General features: G+C 72.6%; 21 protein-coding genes. 8 read left to right on the top strand and 13 right to left on the bottom strand.

Going from position 1 to position 15686, the window contains the following annotated elements; genetic code table 11:
- Positions 1-176: 176 nt before the first annotated feature.
- Entirely contained in the window at positions 177-1970 is a 1794-nt protein-coding gene (locus AB0M97_RS01515) for a thiamine pyrophosphate-requiring protein (protein ID WP_365958628.1), read from the top strand.
- On the opposite strand, the gene AB0M97_RS01520 is transcribed toward AB0M97_RS01515, so the two are convergent.
- On the bottom strand, positions 1924-2097 hold the full coding sequence (locus AB0M97_RS01520; protein WP_365958629.1) for a hypothetical protein: 174 nt from the start codon (positions 2095-2097) through the stop codon (positions 1924-1926). The two genes, AB0M97_RS01515 and AB0M97_RS01520, sit on opposite strands and share 47 nt — an antisense overlap.
- 274 nt (positions 2098-2371) lie before the next feature.
- Here AB0M97_RS01520 and AB0M97_RS01525 point away from each other — a divergent pair, with 274 nt between their 5' ends.
- The 3 genes from AB0M97_RS01525 to AB0M97_RS01535 all read left to right on the top strand — a co-directional run bounded on the left by AB0M97_RS01525 (position 2372) and on the right by AB0M97_RS01535 (position 3892).
- Positions 2372-2764 carry a DUF2795 domain-containing protein gene (locus AB0M97_RS01525; protein ID WP_365958630.1) on the top strand — a complete coding sequence of 131 codons (393 nt, stop codon included), beginning with the start codon at positions 2372-2374 and terminating at the stop codon, positions 2762-2764.
- A gap of 79 nt (positions 2765-2843) precedes the next feature.
- Positions 2844-3281 carry a CBS domain-containing protein gene (locus AB0M97_RS01530; protein WP_365958631.1) on the top strand — a complete coding sequence of 146 codons (438 nt, stop codon included), beginning with the start codon at positions 2844-2846 and terminating at the stop codon, positions 3279-3281.
- Positions 3282-3346: 65 nt separating this feature from the next.
- Positions 3347-3892: a type 1 glutamine amidotransferase domain-containing protein gene (locus tag AB0M97_RS01535; RefSeq protein ID WP_365958632.1), complete on the top strand. Its 546-nt coding sequence runs from the start codon at positions 3347-3349 to the stop codon at positions 3890-3892.
- A gap of 109 nt (positions 3893-4001) precedes the next feature.
- Here the strand turns inward: AB0M97_RS01535 and AB0M97_RS01540 are convergent, their stop codons facing one another.
- Positions 4002-4289 (bottom strand): DUF6158 family protein, encoded by a 288-nt coding sequence (locus tag AB0M97_RS01540; protein WP_365958633.1) that lies wholly within the window; start codon positions 4287-4289, stop codon positions 4002-4004.
- A gap of 56 nt (positions 4290-4345) precedes the next feature.
- On the opposite strand from AB0M97_RS01540, the gene AB0M97_RS01545 reads away from it, so the two are divergent.
- A complete protein-coding gene (locus AB0M97_RS01545; protein ID WP_365958635.1) occupies positions 4346-5458 on the top strand; it encodes a Vms1/Ankzf1 family peptidyl-tRNA hydrolase in 1113 nt (370 codons plus the stop codon).
- A gap of 368 nt (positions 5459-5826) precedes the next feature.
- On the opposite strand, the gene AB0M97_RS01550 is transcribed toward AB0M97_RS01545, so the two are convergent.
- Complete coding sequence (locus tag AB0M97_RS01550) at positions 5827-7446, bottom strand: ATP-binding cassette domain-containing protein (protein ID WP_365958636.1); 1620 nt, start codon at positions 7444-7446, stop codon at positions 5827-5829.
- Positions 7447-7647: 201 nt separating this feature from the next.
- Between AB0M97_RS01550 and AB0M97_RS01555 the strand changes: the two genes are divergently transcribed.
- The 3 genes from AB0M97_RS01555 (at position 7648) to AB0M97_RS01565 (ending at position 10332) form a co-directional block, all read left to right on the top strand.
- Positions 7648-9144 (top strand): phosphatase PAP2 family protein, encoded by a 1497-nt coding sequence (locus tag AB0M97_RS01555; protein WP_365958637.1) that lies wholly within the window; start codon positions 7648-7650, stop codon positions 9142-9144.
- A 152-nt stretch (positions 9145-9296) separates the two neighbouring features.
- A complete protein-coding gene (locus tag AB0M97_RS01560) occupies positions 9297-10118 on the top strand; it encodes a methyltransferase domain-containing protein (protein ID WP_365958638.1) in 822 nt (273 codons plus the stop codon).
- A gap of 43 nt (positions 10119-10161) precedes the next feature.
- Entirely contained in the window at positions 10162-10332 is a 171-nt protein-coding gene (locus AB0M97_RS01565; protein ID WP_279549710.1) for a hydrophobic protein, read from the top strand.
- A gap of 13 nt (positions 10333-10345) precedes the next feature.
- Here AB0M97_RS01565 and AB0M97_RS01570 read toward each other — a convergent pair whose 3' ends face one another.
- Genes AB0M97_RS01570 through AB0M97_RS01615 form a run of 10 tightly spaced genes read right to left on the bottom strand, consistent with a single transcriptional unit; the run spans position 10346 to position 15671 of the window.
- Complete coding sequence (locus AB0M97_RS01570; protein ID WP_365958639.1) at positions 10346-10630, bottom strand: gas vesicle protein K; 285 nt, start codon at positions 10628-10630, stop codon at positions 10346-10348.
- A complete protein-coding gene (locus AB0M97_RS01575; RefSeq protein ID WP_365958640.1) occupies positions 10627-10815 on the bottom strand; it encodes a gas vesicle protein in 189 nt (62 codons plus the stop codon). The genes AB0M97_RS01570 and AB0M97_RS01575 overlap by 4 nt, the downstream gene beginning before the upstream one ends.
- On the bottom strand, positions 10812-11579 hold the full coding sequence (locus tag AB0M97_RS01580; protein WP_365958641.1) for a GvpL/GvpF family gas vesicle protein: 768 nt from the start codon (positions 11577-11579) through the stop codon (positions 10812-10814). Before AB0M97_RS01580 ends, AB0M97_RS01575 begins: the two co-directional genes overlap by 4 nt.
- The gene (locus tag AB0M97_RS01585) at positions 11576-11974 is read right to left on the bottom strand and encodes a gas vesicle protein (protein ID WP_365958642.1); all 399 of its coding nucleotides are present in this window, start codon (positions 11972-11974) and stop codon (positions 11576-11578) included. Before AB0M97_RS01585 ends, AB0M97_RS01580 begins: the two co-directional genes overlap by 4 nt.
- Positions 11971-13086: an SRPBCC family protein gene (locus AB0M97_RS01590; RefSeq protein WP_365958643.1), complete on the bottom strand. Its 1116-nt coding sequence runs from the start codon at positions 13084-13086 to the stop codon at positions 11971-11973. Before AB0M97_RS01590 ends, AB0M97_RS01585 begins: the two co-directional genes overlap by 4 nt.
- The gene (locus tag AB0M97_RS01595) at positions 13083-13760 is read right to left on the bottom strand and encodes a DNA primase (protein WP_365958644.1); all 678 of its coding nucleotides are present in this window, start codon (positions 13758-13760) and stop codon (positions 13083-13085) included. Before AB0M97_RS01595 ends, AB0M97_RS01590 begins: the two co-directional genes overlap by 4 nt.
- A gap of 5 nt (positions 13761-13765) precedes the next feature.
- Positions 13766-14026, bottom strand: a complete 261-nt coding sequence (locus AB0M97_RS01600) for a gas vesicle protein GvpG (protein ID WP_365958645.1) — start codon at positions 14024-14026, stop codon at positions 13766-13768.
- A gap of 4 nt (positions 14027-14030) precedes the next feature.
- Positions 14031-14804, bottom strand: coding sequence for a GvpL/GvpF family gas vesicle protein (locus AB0M97_RS01605; RefSeq protein ID WP_365958646.1), 774 nt, complete (start codon positions 14802-14804; stop codon positions 14031-14033).
- Positions 14801-15229 carry a gas vesicle structural protein GvpA gene (locus tag AB0M97_RS01610; protein ID WP_365958647.1) on the bottom strand — a complete coding sequence of 143 codons (429 nt, stop codon included), beginning with the start codon at positions 15227-15229 and terminating at the stop codon, positions 14801-14803. The genes AB0M97_RS01605 and AB0M97_RS01610 overlap by 4 nt, the downstream gene beginning before the upstream one ends.
- Before the next feature lie 52 nt (positions 15230-15281).
- A complete protein-coding gene (locus tag AB0M97_RS01615; RefSeq protein WP_365958648.1) occupies positions 15282-15671 on the bottom strand; it encodes a gas vesicle protein in 390 nt (129 codons plus the stop codon).
- Positions 15672-15686 lie beyond the last annotated feature (15 nt).

Genomic DNA, 15686 nt, shown 5'->3' on the forward strand with positions numbered 1-15686 from the left:
AAGCACTGTGACTGTGCGCCTGCCCCCGCCCCCGGACCGCAAACACCGGCTCAGGTTTCCGGGCGGCGCGTGCGGTGACTCGGTCCCGCGGAGAGCCGCTGCCCGAGTCCTGTCCCGCCCCACGCCTTCACACCCGAGCCCTTGCGTCCCACGTCTCACGTCCGGGAGGTCCCCCAATGAGCACCACGGTCTCCGACCACGTCCTGCAGCGCCTGCGCGAGTGGGGCGTGGAGCACGTCTTCGGCTATCCCGGGGACGGCATCAACGGCCTGCTCGCCGCGTGGGGCAGGGCCGAGAACCGGCCCCGGTTCGTGCAGTCCCGGCACGAGGAGATGTCCGCGCTCCAGGCGGTCGGCTATGCGAAGTTCAGCGGGCGGCTCGGGGTGTGCGTGGCGACCTCGGGGCCGGGCGCCATCCACCTGCTCAACGGCCTGTACGACGCGAAGCTCGACCATGTGCCGGTGCTGGCGATCGTCGGGCAGACGCACCGCACCGCGATGGGCGGCTCGTACCAGCAGGAGGTGGACCTGCATTCGCTGTACAAGGACGTCGCCTCGGACTTCGTGGAGACGGTGACGGTCCCGGAGCAGCTGCCGAACGTGCTGGACCGGGCGATCCGGACCGCGTACGCGCGCCGCTGCCCCACGGCGGTCATCATCCCGGGCGACGTGCAGGACCTCGACTACGCGGCGCCGACGCACGAGTTCAAGATGGTGCCCTCCAGCCTGGACAGCAGCGGCTGGACGTCGGTCCCGTCGGAGGAGTCGCTGCGGCGGGCGGCGGACGTCCTCAACGCCGGTGACAAGGTGGCGATCCTGGTCGGCCAGGGCGCGGCCGGGGCGCGGGCCGAGGTGGAGGCGATCGCCGGCCTGCTGGGCGCGGGGGTCGCCAAGGCGCTGCTCGGCAAGGACGCGCTGAGCGACGAACTGCCGTACGTCACCGGCTCCATCGGGCTGCTGGGCACGCGGCCGTCGTACGAGCTGATGCGGGACTGCGACACGCTGCTGACGATCGGTTCGTCGTTCCCGTACACGCAGTTCCTGCCGGAGTTCGGCGCGGCGCGCGGGGTGCAGATCGACATCGACCCGCACATGGTGGGGATGCGGTACCCGTACGAGGTGAATCTCGTCGGGGACGCGAAGGAGACCCTGCAACGGCTGGTCCCGCTGATCGAGTCCGGCCGGGGCCGCGAGTGGTTCGACACGGTGTGCGCGAACGTGACGCGCTGGCGGGACGTCATGGCGCGGCGCGCGGAGCTGTCGGCCGACCCGATCAACCCGGAGTACGTGGCGCACGCCCTTGACCCGCTGCTGCCCTCCGACGCGATCGTCACGTCGGACTCGGGCTCGGTGGCGAACTGGTACGCGCGGCACCTGACCCTGCGGGACGGCATGCGCGGTTCGCTGTCCGGCACGCTCGCCACGATGGGCTGCGGGGTGCCGTACGCGATCGGCGCGAAGTTCGCCCACCCGGACCGGCCGGCGATCGCGCTGGTCGGGGACGGCGCGATGCAGATGAACGGCCTGGCGGAGATGGTGACGGCGGCGAAGTACCGGGATCAGTGGGAGGACCCCCGGCTGGTGGTGGCCGTGTGGAACAACCGCGATCTCAACCAGGTGACCTGGGAGCTGCGGGCCATGGGGGGCGCCCCCTCGTTCGTGCCGTCGCAGGAACTCCCGGACGTGCAGTACGCGGCGTTCGCGCGCTCGCTGGGGCTGACGGGGATCCGGGTGGAGAAGCCGGAGGACGTGACGGCGGGCTGGCGTGCCGCTCTGGAGGCCGACGGTCCGGCCGTGATCGAGTTCCTGACCGATCCGGCGGTGCCGCCGATCCCGCCGCACTCCACCTGGGAGCAGATGGAGGCGACGGCCGCCTCGATTCTGAAGGGCGACGCGGACCGGGGTGCGATGGTGAAGCAGGGCCTCAAGGCGAAGGTGCAGGAGTTCCTGCCGCACCGCGAGAAGAAATAGGCCGCGTGCCGGCCGGTTCGACGTTGACGGGGTCCTGGTCGCCCGGCAGCAGGAAGTCCTCGTACCTGCCCAGGGCCAGCACCACGCCGAGCATCAGGACCGGGATGAACACAGCGAGGATCGCCATGGCGGGTCCTTCCCCGGAGTTTCCGGCGTGGGGGGCCACGGCCGGGTCTCCCTCCCCGTGGGGGGCAAACCCCGGCGGCGTCCGGGGCGGCGGGCGGTCCGCCCCCAGCGGTGTGCGGTCCGAGGCGCGCGGCGAAGCGGACCAGGCGGCTCCGCGGAAGGCAACCGGAAGGTCCCGGTCGCGTTCGGCCGGTTTCGCGCGGGTTCGGACCGGGCTGTGTCGGCTCCCCGGGTTCGGGTACGCGGGGAGCGCCCCCGAAGGACTGGAGGGAGACATGCAGCGAGGCAGCGACCGGTTGAGCCGCCACCGCGACGAGGAGATGAAGCACGAACTGCAGGGCCTGCTCAGGTCCGGACACCCCACGCGCACCGAGGAGTGGCACGACCCCGAGCCGGCCGCCGAGGACGATCCGGAGGTCGCGGCCGGTCCCGTGACGCCGAGCCGCGCACCGAGTTCCCTGGAGTCGGTCCGGCTGGAGCTGGCCCGGACCCTGAGCCGCGGGGCGTTCCCCGCGCACCCGCCCGAGCTGTCCCGGGCCCTGCGCCGCAGCCACGCCCCCGACGCGCTGGTCGAGCAGGTGGAACGGCTGCCGCGCGGCGAACGCTACGGCACCGTGCAGCAGCTCGCCGAGGCGCTGACGGGCAGCGGCCGGCAGGACCGGGCATAGAGACAGGCCGGAACGGGGGTGTGCCGCGCCGCGGCACACCCCGCCGACCGCAGACACAGACCCAGGAGGGGCTCGAGTGATGGCTGAGCTGGTCAGGGACGTGATGACACCGGGCGTGGTCGCCGTCCGCCCGGACGCGTCCGTCGTGGAGGCGGCGCTGCTGATGCGCACGCAGAACATCGGCGACGTGGTGGTGGCCGACGGCCAGCGGGTCGTCGGGATGCTCACCGACCGTGACATCACCGTCCGTGCCGTCGCGGGCGGCAGCGACCCGCAGACGGTGAGCGCGCACGCCGTGTGCACGCCCGATCCGCTGGTCGTCGCCCCGGACGACCCGGTGTCGACGGCGGTCGCGCTGATGCGGGAGCACGCGGTACGGCGGCTGCCGGTGGTGGAGGACGGCATGCCCGTCGGCATGGTCAGCCTCGGCGACCTCGCGGAGAGCGAGGACCCGGACTCGGCGCTGGCCGACATCAGCCGCGCCGAGCCGGACAGCCGGGGCGGCGTGACCCAGTGACGTCGCCGAACGACACGGGGGCCGCCGAGGGCCACCCGCACGCCACGAAAGGAATGTGAGGCATCATGCGTATCGCGTTTCTGACCGCTCCCGAGGGCGTCGAGCAGGTCGAGCTGACCGATCCCTGGCAGGCGGCCGTCGACGCGGGGCACGAGCCGGTGCTCGTGTCGACGCAGTCCGGTGAGATCCAGGCGTTCCACCACCTCGACAAGGCGGACACCTTCCCCGTGCACGAGGTCGTGGGCGAGACGTCCGCGGACTCCTTCGGCGGGCTCGTCCTGCCGGGTGGCGTGGCCAACCCGGACGTCCTGCGCATGGACGACAAGGCCGTGGCGTTCGTACGGGACTTCTTCGAGCAGGGCCGTCCGGTCGCCGCGATCTGCCACGCCCCGTGGACGCTGGTCGAGGCGGACGTGGTACGCGGGCGCGTGCTGACGTCCTGGCCGAGCCTGCGGACCGACATCCGCAACGCGGGCGGCACGTGGGTGGACGAGCAGGTCAAGGTGTGCGACCACGGACCGAACAAGCTGGTCACCAGCCGCAAGCCGGACGATCTGAAGGCGTTCTGCGAGACGTACCTGGACGTGTTCGCCGCCGAGCAGGACGCCTGACGGAGGGCGTTGCGGACGCCGTCACGGACAGCCGGAATTCCGGGGCTCCGAGGATTCTCGGGGCCCCGGTTCGCGTGGTCGGGGGACGGTCGTCCGGTCCGCGTTCCGGTCAGGTGGCCGAGGTGCCCGGGGTCGCGCCCTCGCCGCCCGTGCGTTCCCTGGCGCCCTCGCGCGTACGGCCCGCGGCGACGGGGCGGTTCGGGTTGCGGCGCAGGTACTCGCCCTCCAGTTGCGCCATGCGCTCGTTGTGGGCCCGCAGCGCGTCGTTCGAGCCGTACAGCAGCGTGTCGTGACGCGTGCGGTGAATGGTCTCCAGCTCCTTCATCAGCTGCTGCTCGTCGAGCCGGCTCGGGTCGACTCCGGTCGCGGTGATGTCCCGCTCGTCGTGTTCGTTCATGTGGTCCGGGTACCCGCCCGCTGAGCACTACTCCCGAGCGGCATCCGGAGGGAGCCATGGATCTCGCTTTTCTGCACCCCCTCTACGAACGTCCGGGGCCTTGGGCGTCGGTGTACGTCGACACCTCCCGCCATACGGAGGACACCCCCCACGAGCGGGAACTGACCGCCCGGGCGATGGCCCGGGACCTCGCCGAACAAGGCGCCGACGAGGCGACGTGCCGTGCCGTGCAGAGCGCCATAGAGGATCTGCGGCACTCGTCCGAACCGCACGGCCGCGCCCTGTTCGCCCGGGGCGGCGAGGTCGTCCTCGACCCGCCGCTGGCGCGGGCCCCGCAGCGCGACTGGGCCGAGTGGGCACCCCTGCCGCGGGCCACACCGCTGCTGGAACTCGCCGGCGAGGACCCCGTCTGCATCGTCGCGTACGTCGACCGCAAGGGCGCCGACTTCGAGCTGCGCAGCGGGCTCGGCAGCGAGGACGCGGGCGGCGTCACCGGGCGCCAGTGGCCCCTGCACCGCACCAGCACCGTCGACTGGTCCGAGCGGCACTTCCAGCTCCGGGTGGAGAACACCTGGGAGCACAACGCCGCCGAGATCGCCGACGCGCTCGCCGTGTGCCAGGAGGAGACCCGCGCCGACCTGCTGATCCTCGTCGGGGACGACCGGGAGCGGCGGTCCGTGCACGAGCGGCTGCCGCAGCGGCTGCACGGCCTGGTCGTCGAGGCGCCGCACGGCACCGGCAGCAGGCTGCTCGACGACGACGTCGAGAAGGCCCGCGCCGAGCACGTACGGCTGCGCGCCGCGGCGGAACTGGACCGGTTCCTCGCCGCGCGCACCCCGGACGCCGAGGGGCACGCCGGGGCCGTCGAGGGCGTGCCCGCGCTGGTCGAGGCCGCCCGTGAGCACCGCATCGACGAGCTGCTCATCCGGCCCGACGGGCCCGACGCGCACCGTGAGGTGTGGATCGGCGAGGACCCGGACCAGCTGGCGGTGCGCCGGACCGAGCTGAAGGCGCTCGGCGAACAGCACTCCTGGGCGGCCCGCGCCGACGACGCGCTGATCCGCTCGGCCGTCGCCACGGACGCCTCCGCACTGTCGGTCACGCCCGCGCCGGCGAGGGAGCGGGAGGCACCGGTGGGCGGCCTGGGGGCGCTGCTGCGGTGGGCTTGACGGTCTGCGGGCAGGTCTGCGGAGCGGTCCGGGGCCGGGCTCCGGGCCGGGGCTGCGTGCAGCCCCGGCTCAGGGCCCGGCCCCGCTCCGGTGAGGCGTTCACGACCTCTGCGGCGTCACGGGGAGGTTGCCGACGCCCGGGTGGCGGCACGCCTGGACACCGGACGGGTCTGGGACGTTTTCATGGCGGCGCTCACCGCGCTGGGCCGACCCGTTGACCCGGGAAGGCTGACCGACCGTGCCTGTTTCTCCCGTTTCGACGTCGGGTGCCCGGTCACTGACGGCATGGGCCGGAGGCACAGCTGCTGTACGGGGCGAGCTTCGGAGCCGGGTTCTGCCTCGTCACCGGCGCTGCTCCTCCTCGCGTCCTAGCGGGTGCGTTCCACGCGGCGTTCGTCCCATACCGGGGCCGGGGTCTCCCGGATCCGGCCGTCGCTGCCGAAGACCAGGTAGCGGTCGAAGGAGCGGGCGAACCAGCGGTCGTGCGTGACCGCGAGGACCGTCCCCTCGAATGCCTCCAGGCCCTCCTGGAGCGCCTCCGCCGACTCCAGGTCCAGGTTGTCCGTCGGCTCGTCCAGCAGCAGCGCCGTCGCGCCCTCCAGCTCCAGCAGCAGGATCTGGAACCGGGCCTGCTGCCCGCCCGACAGTCGTTCGAACGTCTGCTCGGCCTGGCCCGTCAGCTCGTAGCGGCGCAGCCGGGACATGGCGGCGCCGCGGTCCTGTGAGTGCTCGCGCCACAGGATGTCCAGGAGCGTGCGGCCCCGGAGCCCGGGGTGTGCGTGCGTCTGCGCGAAGTGGCCGGGGACCACGCGCGCGCCCAGCTTCCACCGGCCCGTGTGCGCCACGTCGTCGCCGGCCAGCAGGCGCAGGAAGTGGGACTTGCCGGAGCCGTTCGAACCGAGGACCGCGACGCGTTCCCCGTAGTGCACCTCCAGGTCGAACGGCTTCATCAGGCCCGTGAGCTCCAGGCCCTCGCAGCTGAGGGCACGCACCCCGGTGCGGCCTCCCTTGAGCCGCATGCGGATGTCCTGCTCGCGCGGCGGCTCCGGCGGCGGGCCCGCCTCCTCGAACTTGCGCAGCCTCGTCTGCGCCGCCTGGTAGCGGGACGCCAGCTCGTGGCTGACGGAGGCGGCCTGGCGGAGGCTCAGCACCAGCTTCTTCAGCTGGGCGTGCTTCTCGTCCCAGCGGCGGCGCAGTTCCTCGAAGCGGGCGAAGCGCTCGCGGCGGGCCTCGTGGTACGTGGCGAATCCGGCGCCGTGCACCCAGGCGTCGGCGCCGGCGGGGCCGGGTTCGAGGGAGACGATGCGCTGCGCCGCGCGGGCGAGCAGTTCCCGGTCGTGGGAGACGAACAGGACGGTCTTGCGGGTTTCCGCGAGGCGTTCCTCCAGCCAGCGCTTGCCGGGGACGTCGAGGTAGTTGTCCGGCTCGTCGAGGAGGAGGACCTCGTCGGTGCCGCGCAGCAGGGCCTCCAGCACGAGACGTTTCTGCTCGCCGCCGGAGAGCGTGCGGACCTGGCGCCACTGCGCCTTGTCGTACGGGATGCCGAGGGCGGCGGTCGTGCACATGTCCCAGACGGTCTCGGCCTCGTAGCCCTGGGCCTCCGCCCAGTCGGCGAGAGCCTGGGCGTAGCGCATCTGGGCGGCCTCGTCGTCGACGGTCATGATGGCGTGCTCGGCGGTGTCGACGGCGCGGGCCGCTTCGCGGATGCGGGGTGGGGCGACGGAGACGAGGAGGTCGCGGACGGTCGTCCCGTCCCGCACGGAGCCGACGAACTGGCGCATGACGCCGAGGCCGCCGCTGGCGGTCACGGTGCCGCCGTGCGGCTTCAGCTCACCGGCGAGCAGCCGGAGCAGGGTGGTCTTGCCGGCCCCGTTGGGCCCGACGAGCGCCACGACGGCCCCGTCCCCCACCCGAAAGGAGACATCACCGAGCAGCGCCCTCCCGTCGGGAAGGCAGTACTCCAGATGCGCGGCTTCGAGATGACCCATGGGGGCGATTGTGTGGGCCGCAGGGGGCAGGGGCAAACACCTTTCTCCCGCTGGGGCCGACTGAGGGGGCCGGCCCGGCCCCGCGCAACCCCCCGGCGGTCACCGCAACTCCCGCGCCACTGAACCGGCGCCCACCCACCGCCGCTCCCGCCCCGCGCCGGCGCCCCGCAGGATTCCGCCCCGCCAGGGTACCCGCCCTCCATGACCCCGGACGTTGACCTCACCGCCCCGAAGCCCGGACACCACGTACTGCGGGACCGGCTCCTCGCGCTGGACTGCCGCCTGTTCGAGGCCGCCGCCGCCCGGCACTGGCCCGGCGCCGAGCCGGTCCTCCCCCGGCTGAGCCTCAGCGCCAACCACGGCGTGCTCTGGTTCGCCGCGGCCGCCGCGCTCGCCGCGTCCCGCACCCCCCGCGCCCGCCGCGCGGCGGCCCGCGGGCTGGCCTCCCTGAGCCTGGCGTCCCTGACGATCAACACCCTCGGCAAGCGCACCGTGCGCCGCCCGCGCCCCGCGCTGGACCCGGTACCGACGGTCCGGCAGCTGAAGCGGCAGCCGATCACCACGTCGTTCCCGTCCGGCCACGCCGCGTCGGCCGCCGCCTTCGCGGCCGGCGTCGCCCTGGAGTCCCCGGCGTGGGGCGCGGCCGTCGCCCCGGTGGCCGCGTCGGTCGCCCTGTCCCGCGTCTACACCGGCGTCCACTTCCCGAGCGACGTCCTCGCCGGTGCCGCCCTCGGCGTGGGCGCCGCGTTCGCCGTACGCGGCATGGTTCCGACCCGCGCCCAGCTGACCCCGTCGGCCCGCCTGCGCGCCGACGCCCCGGCGTTGCCGGAGGGCGACGGTCTGGTGCTCGTCGCCAACACCGCCGCGGGCAGCGCGGACCGGGTCCGCTCGCTGCGCGACGCCCTGCCGCGCGCCGAGATCGTCGAGTGCGAGCCGGCCGACGTGCGGGCCGAGCTGGAGAAGGCGGCCGGCCGCGCCGCGGTGCTCGGCGTGTGCGGCGGCGACGGCACGGTCAACTCCGCCGCCGGGATCGCCCTGCGGCACGGCCTTCCCCTCGCGGTGCTGCCCGGCGGCACCCTCAACCACTTCGCCTACGACCTCGGCGTCGAGGACGCCCGCGACCTGGCCCCCGCCCTGGAGCGCGGCGACGCCGTACGGGTCGACATCGGCCGGTTCACCTCCGGTGCCAAGCAGGGCGTCTTCGTGAACACGTGCAGCCTGGGCGTCTACCCCGAGCTGGTCCGGGAGCGGGACCGGTGGTCGCACCGCATCGGCAGCTGGCCCGCCGGCGTGCTCGCGGCGCTGCGGGTACTGCGCGGCGGGCGGCACCCGCTGGAGGTCGAGGTGCAGGGCCGGACCCGGCCGCTGTGGCTGCTGTTCGCCGGGAACGGCACCTACCACCGCATGGGCCTCGCGCCCGGGCGGCGTCTCGACATGGCGGACGGGCAGCTGGACGTGCGCGTGGTGCACGGCGGCCGCAATCCCGCCGCCCGGCTGCTCGCCGCCGCCCTGGCCGGGCCCCTGACCCGCTCCCCCGCGCACGCCGCCGTCCAGGTGGGCCGCCTGCACCTCGACGGCGTCGCGCCCGGCACGCTCCTCGCCTACGACGGGGAGGTCACCGAGGTCGAGGGGCGCGTGACGCTGGAGAAGCTGCCCGAGGCGCTCGTCGTCTACCGGCCTCTGCACGGGCATCACTGACGAGGCAGCACTGACGGCAGGGCACCGCTGACACACCGTCAGCCCAGAATGTAAAACAGTCATCTCAACATGCGGTTCGCGGCCCTATCGTTGCGGACACCTCGGCGGGAGCGGACATCCCGTCCCGCCGTGCTGTCCGAAGGGGAGCCGTCATGCCGGAAACGCGGGAGACCGCCGTCTACACGCACGGACACCACGAGTCCGTGCTGCGCTCGCACACCTGGCGCACCGCCGCCAACTCGGCGGCGTATCTGCTCGGCTCGCTCCGGCCCCACATGAAGATCCTGGACGTCGGCTGCGGGCCGGGCACGATCACCGCCGACCTGGCGGCGCTGGTCCCCGACGGGCACGTCACGGGCCTCGACCGGGAGCCCGGCATCCTGGAGCAGGCCCGGGCCACCGCCGCCGCGCGGGGGCGGGCGAACACCGAATTCGCCGTCGGGGACGTGCACGCGCTTGCGTACCCGGACGACACGTTCTGCGTCGTCCACGCCCATCAGGTGCTCCAGCACGTCGGCGACCCGGTGGCGGCACTGCGCGAGATGCGGCGGGTGACGAGACCCGGCGGCCACGTCGCCGTACGGGACGCCGACTACGCGGCGATGACCTGGTACCCCGAGGTTCCGGGCCTGGACGACTGGCTGGACCTGTACCGCCGGGTCGCGCGCGCCAACGGCGGGGAGCCGGACGCCGGGCGGCGGCTGCGGTCCTGGGCGCTGCGGGCCGGGTTCACCGACGTCACCGCCACCTCCGGCACCTGGACCTACGCGACGCCCGAGGAGCGCCGGTGGTGGAGCGGACTGTGGGCGGACCGCACCGTGGCCTCCGCGTACGCGGCGCGGGCGGTCGAGGGCGGCCATGCCACCGAGGAGCGGTTGCGGCGCGTCGCGGAATCGTGGCGGGAATGGGGAACGCGGGAGGACGGCTGGTTCGCCGTTCTGCACGGAGAAATCCTTTGCCGGAAACAGGCCTGATTCCCGCTTTTGGGGACACACGGAGAGCAGGAGGTATCACACTATGGTTCCACTTCTGCTCGTCCTGCTTCTGGCAGTGATTCTTTTCGGTGCCGGATTCGCTGTCGAGATCCTCTGGTGGATCGCGATAGCAGTGCTCGTGCTGTGGCTGCTCGGATTCCTGGTGCGTGGCACCACGGCAGCCGGCGGCAGGGGCCGATGGTACCGGTGGTGAGTGTCCCCGGGCGTTAGTCCCGGGGCAGTAGCGGTCCGAGCGGCCCGAGGTCCAGATTCAGGTCCTCGGGCCGCAGCCCGTAGCGCTCCCGCAGTTCCGTCATGCGCTCGTCGAGCAGCATGAGCGTGAGACCGATGCGCTCCTCCTGCTCCTCGCTCAGATCGCCCGTGTCGAAGCGGCGCACCGCCTGCCTCTCCATGAGCTGACGGAGCAGTTCCACGACGGTCAGGACGAGTTTGACCAGGTCCCGCTCCACGGTGTCGGGCTCGAGGTCCAGCCGGTTGCGGCGGGTCGTCACGTCAACTCCTCCCACGGCGACGGAACGTTGTCGTTCACGGAGCTGATCAGGGCGTTCAGGTCGATGCGGACGAGGTCGACGTCCGCGATGCGCAGCGTGATGTCACCCTTGATGACCACCCCGCCGGCCAGCAGCCGGTCGAGGAGGTCGACGAGGGCGATTTCACGGCGTTCTACGACGGTCACGCCTCCTCCTGGACGAACGAATAGGCCGCCCATGGGCCGGTGAGTTCCACACGCATTCCCGGTACGTCATCCTTCGTACGGTCGACCAGTTCCACGAATTCCTCGGACTCGGCGCGCGGCACCAGATAGGCGGCGTTGAGTACATTCCGTCCGGCCGCGCCGGAAAGAACCGCGTTCTGCGGATTGTGCAGCCGGGAATCCTCGGCGTGGGCGGACAGCCTTTCGTGCAGCCGGGTCGCGAACGATTCGGCCCGCTGCCACATCTCCTCGCTCGCCCGGGCACGTTGCCGCCGCTGCATGAGGTAGTCCCGGCCCGACGCCGGGCGCCGCGGGGTCTCCTCCGCCCGCGCCTCCGGCTCCGGTTCGGGCTCGGCGTACACCTTCACGCCCCATTCCACCCGGCCGTCGAGCCGTTCCAGGGTGCGCCGGAACTCCTCCTCGCGCTCCTCCAGCATCACGCGTACGCCGCTGTCGTCGCGGAACACGGTGCCCAGGCGCAGCGGCAGCGGAGTGGTGACCGTGGTGAGCGCGTCGATGACGCCCTGGTGGGCGCGGGCGGTCTCGGTCAGCCAGTCGAGGTCCTCAAGGTGCTGCCGGAGCGGTTCCTCGGCGAAGTCCCGCTCCGGCACGGTGCTGACGACGGCGACCAGGCCGTGGTGCGTCAGCAGCCCCGGGGGCGCCCCGGCGACGCCGACGATCTGCGACTGCAGAGCGGCGCCGAAGGGGCGGCAGACGGCGTAGACGTAGCGCAGTCCGGTCGTCATGGCGCATTCCTCTCCGTCCGGCCGGGCTCAAGGCTTCCCGCCCGGTCATGGCCGGGGTCGTCCGCCCGGCCGGACTCCACGCTTCCGGCCCGTTCGGGGTCCAGGGCGGCGAGGCGTTCGCGCAGCTCCGCGTTCTCGCGGGCGAGTTCGTCACGCCTGGCGCGCGAGGACAGCGCCGGGTCGCTCTCCCACCAGTCGATGCCCATTTCCTTGGCCTTGTCGACGGACGCGACGATGAGCCGCAGCTTCACCGTCAGCAGCTCGATGTCCAACAGGTTGATGCGGATGTCGCCCGCGATGACCACGCCCTTGTCGAGCACCCGCTCAAGGATGTCGGCGAGGTTGGCGCCGGAGTCGCGGCCGTAGGGGTCGGGCAGTCGGCCGGCTGTCGTCATCGACGGCTCCCGTCCTCGGCGTACTCGTCGTCCTCGTACGCCTCCTCGTCGTCGTACTCACCCTCGTACTCGCCCTCGGCGGGCTGCTCCTCGGCCTCTTCGCCCGCCACTTCCCCGGCTTCCTCGGGTGCCTCTTCCTCCTCCAGGTCGCCCTCCGCCCCGGCGGCGTCCGCGGGCTCCTGGTCCTCGTCCTCGTAGGCGTCCTCCGCCGTCTCGTCCTGCCCGGAGGACTCCTCCTCGGCCACCGCGTCCTCGTGGTCGCGTACGACCTCGCCGTCGCGGATCTCGCCGCGCCAGCCGTCCTCGGCCTCGCCCTTGATGGTGATGAAGCGGGCGAAGTTCTTCAGGTCGAGCCGGGTGCGGCGGCCCTGGGCACGCCAGAGGTTGCCGGTCTTCTCGAGCAGCCCGGACGGGTAGTACTCGATCACCAGCATGACCCGCGTGAGGTTGTCGGCGAGCCGGTGGAAGGACACGACACCCTTGGTGGTGCCCTTGGCGCCCTCGGACGACCACGCGATGCGGTCGTCCGGCACCTGCTCGGTGGTCTTCGCCTTCCAGCTGCGGTTGGACCACCAGACCTTGGCCTGCCAGTCGGTGTGCGTGTCGTCGTCCCGGCTCGCGCTCTTGACGCCCTTGGCGAAGGTGCTGAAGTCCTGGTACCGCGTCCACTGGTCGTACGCGGTGCGCAACGGGACCCCGACGTCGATGTGCTCGATGATCACCGTGGGCTTGCTGCCGCCGCGCTTCTTGCCCTTCCCGCCCTTGTCGCCGAGGCCCTTGAACGCGCCGACGACGTTGTCCTTGGCGCGCGCGGCGCCGACTTCCAGCACGGAGCGCAGCGGGCCCTTGCCCTGGGTGACCTTGCGGCCGGTGTCCAGGGCGAGCCGGGCGAAGCCGGGGCTCTTGCCCTCGGCGATGTCGTTCAGCTTGACGGTGGTCTCGCCGAGCTTGCGTCCGACGCCCACCAGCAGCCGCTGCGCCTGGGCGGCCAGGTACTCCTGGAATTCCGCCTTGAGCCGGTCGGCGGCCTCACTGTGGGCGACGCCGACCAGCGGGTTCTTCGAGGCGGCACCGCGTGCCGCCGAGGATGCCGATCCCAGGGTGTCGGTCACCGTTCACCGTCCCCCTTCGTCCGGCGGCCCCGGGCACCTTCGTCGGTGCGCCGCGCGCCGGCCGTCTTCCTGGCGGCGGGCTTGCCGGCCGCCGTGGTCTTCTTCGCCGCCGCCGTCCTGGCGGGGGCCTTCTTCTCGGGCGCGCTGCGCGCGGAGGCCTTCTCGGGCGCCGCCTGGACCGCCTTCCTCTGCCTCACCCGTGGCTTGGCGCGCCGCTCGCTCTCCTCGGCGGCCTCGGCGCGCTCCTCGCGCCCGTCGCGCGCCTGGGAGCCGTCCGCATCGTCGTCCGCCGCGTCGTCGTCCGCCGCGTCCGCGGGCTCGTCGGACGCCTCCGGGTCCTCGTCGTCGCCGCGGCGGCGGCCGGTCACGCCGGCCAGCTGCTCGCGCACCTGGGAGGTGCGGCCGTGCAGCCGGTTCGCGAGCGAGTCCAGCCGCCGCTCGACGACGGCACCGGAGGCCGCCCTGCCGACGCCGCTCAGGTCCTGCCGCAGCTGGTCGCCGACCTCCTTGAACTGCGGGTTGTCCCGCAGCTGACGGGCGACCAGCTCGCCGACCGCCCTTGGGGAGAGGTTCATCCGCTTGCCGGCCACCAGACCACCGACGGCGAGCGCCAGCCTCGCCTTCTTCGACCGCCCGAGGACGTATCCGGCCCCTACCGCGAGGCCGAGTGCCATTCGGTTCATCGTGCCGTCCCGCCTGTCTGCGTGCCCATGCGCTCAGCTGTCTCCAACCGGTCGAGGAGTTCGTCCTCCATGCGGTCGAACTCCTCCTCGGTGATCTCCCCGGCCTCCAGCCGCTCCTCGAGACGGGACAGTTCGGCCCGTACCGTGGCGGGGTCGTAGTAGATCCGCTCGGCCTCGTTGAGCACCTGTCTGACGGCCCAGGCGCTGCCGCGCACCGGGGCGAACGGCAGCAGCAGCACCTCCGTGATCAGGCCCATGACGTCAGCTCGCCCCGGTCCCCGTGCCGCCGGCCGAGGCGCCCGCGGGCTCCGTGGGGCCGGGTTCGACGAAGCTGTACGGCGGCAGCGGGCCGTTCACCCGCACCTCCAGGTGCGGCAGGTCCTCGCGGGCCCGCTCCACGGCGGCCAGGAAGTTCTCCGCCGAGTCCCGGGGCACGAGGAACGACACGTTGGCGAGCCAGCCCGTGGACTCGGGGCCCACGCTCACGGCGTCGGCGTGCGGCTCCAGGGCGCGCTGCAGGGCGGCGGCGTCCGCGGACTCCTTGGCCTTGACGGCGGCGGCGACCGCCTCGCCCAGGCGCAGCTTGTCCTCGTAACTTCCGCCACCGGCCTTGCGGTTGGCCTCCGCGAGGGAGCGGATCTCGGCGTTCTCGGCCATCACGTGGTGCAGGACGGCCTCTTCGACGTGGTTGGCCTTGATGTTGTACTCGACGCAGCCGTCCAGCGCCCGCAGGCGTTCGAGGTAGTGCTCGGTGCGCTCGGCGAGCACGCCGGTGACCGACTCGTCGTCCGGGGCGACGCTGCCGAACCGCATGGGCAGCACACAGCCGGCCGCGCCGGCCTCGCTCAGCACGTTCTGGTGGGCGAGCAGGTCCCTGCGCTTGGGCCGCAGCTCCTCGGGGGCGTCACTCACCAGGGCCGAGAGCTCGCCCGCGGTGAGGATCCGCACCTGGCGGGGCGGGTCGCCGACGCCGTCCATGCCATCGGGAAGCGCGGGGTGCGAGCTCGCCGTGATGCCGTAGACGTACGTGCTCACTCCTGCTCCTCCTTGCTGCTGCGCGTCGCGCTGGTCTTGCGGGCGCGCCGGGGCTCCTCGGACCCGCCTCCCTCACGGGCCTGCTTGAAGGCGCCGGATATGGTCTCGGCGGCGCCGGACAGGGCTCCCTTGGACTTGCCTCGTGCGCCGGACTCGGTGATCTCCCCGACGATGTCGGGCAGTCCCGGGCTCTTGCGGGGCCCGGCCTCCAGGTCGAGCCGGTTGCACGCCTCGGCGAAGCGCAGATAGGTGTCCACACTGGCGACGACGACGCGCACGTCGATCTTCAGGATCTCGATGCCCACCAGGGACACGCGCACGAATGCGTCAATGACGAGCCCCCTGTCCAGAACAAGCTCGAGCACGTCGTAGAGGCCGCTGCTGCCGCCTCCGCCGCCGGACTGCGATGTCGGTACGACTGTCATGTCGACCGTTCCTCCCCTTCCGCTGTTGGGTGCAATGTGGCGCGGGGGCGGCCTACTGGCCGCCGGACCTCCGTGTGTCGGCCCTCCCGCGTTCGTAGCGGCGGACGCGCCGGTAGCCCGTGAGCATGCCGGTGGCATCGAGGTCCACCCGGTAGCTCGCCATCAGGCTCATGGTGTCCGGGACCCGCTGGAGTTCGAGGACCTCGATCTCCAGGGTCCAGCCCTCCTCGGTCTGCTCGAAGGAGGAGACGGACTCGGCGGCCATTCCGGTGAGCTCCGCGAGCTGGTCGCGCGCCTGGCGCAGCACCTCCATGGGGCTCGGCCGGTCGCCCGCCGTGTGGTCGTCCGCGCGCTCGGACGAAGTGTCCGAAGTGTCTGAAGTCTGCGCTTCCTGCGGATTTTGTGAGTCCTGTGATTCTTGCGTGTTTTCTGTGTTCAACATGGCCACCTCTTCACT

Origin of the sequence: Streptomyces sp. NPDC051207 (genome assembly GCF_040682395.1) — a bacterium.
Lineage (GTDB): Bacteria > Actinomycetota > Actinomycetes > Streptomycetales > Streptomycetaceae > Streptomyces.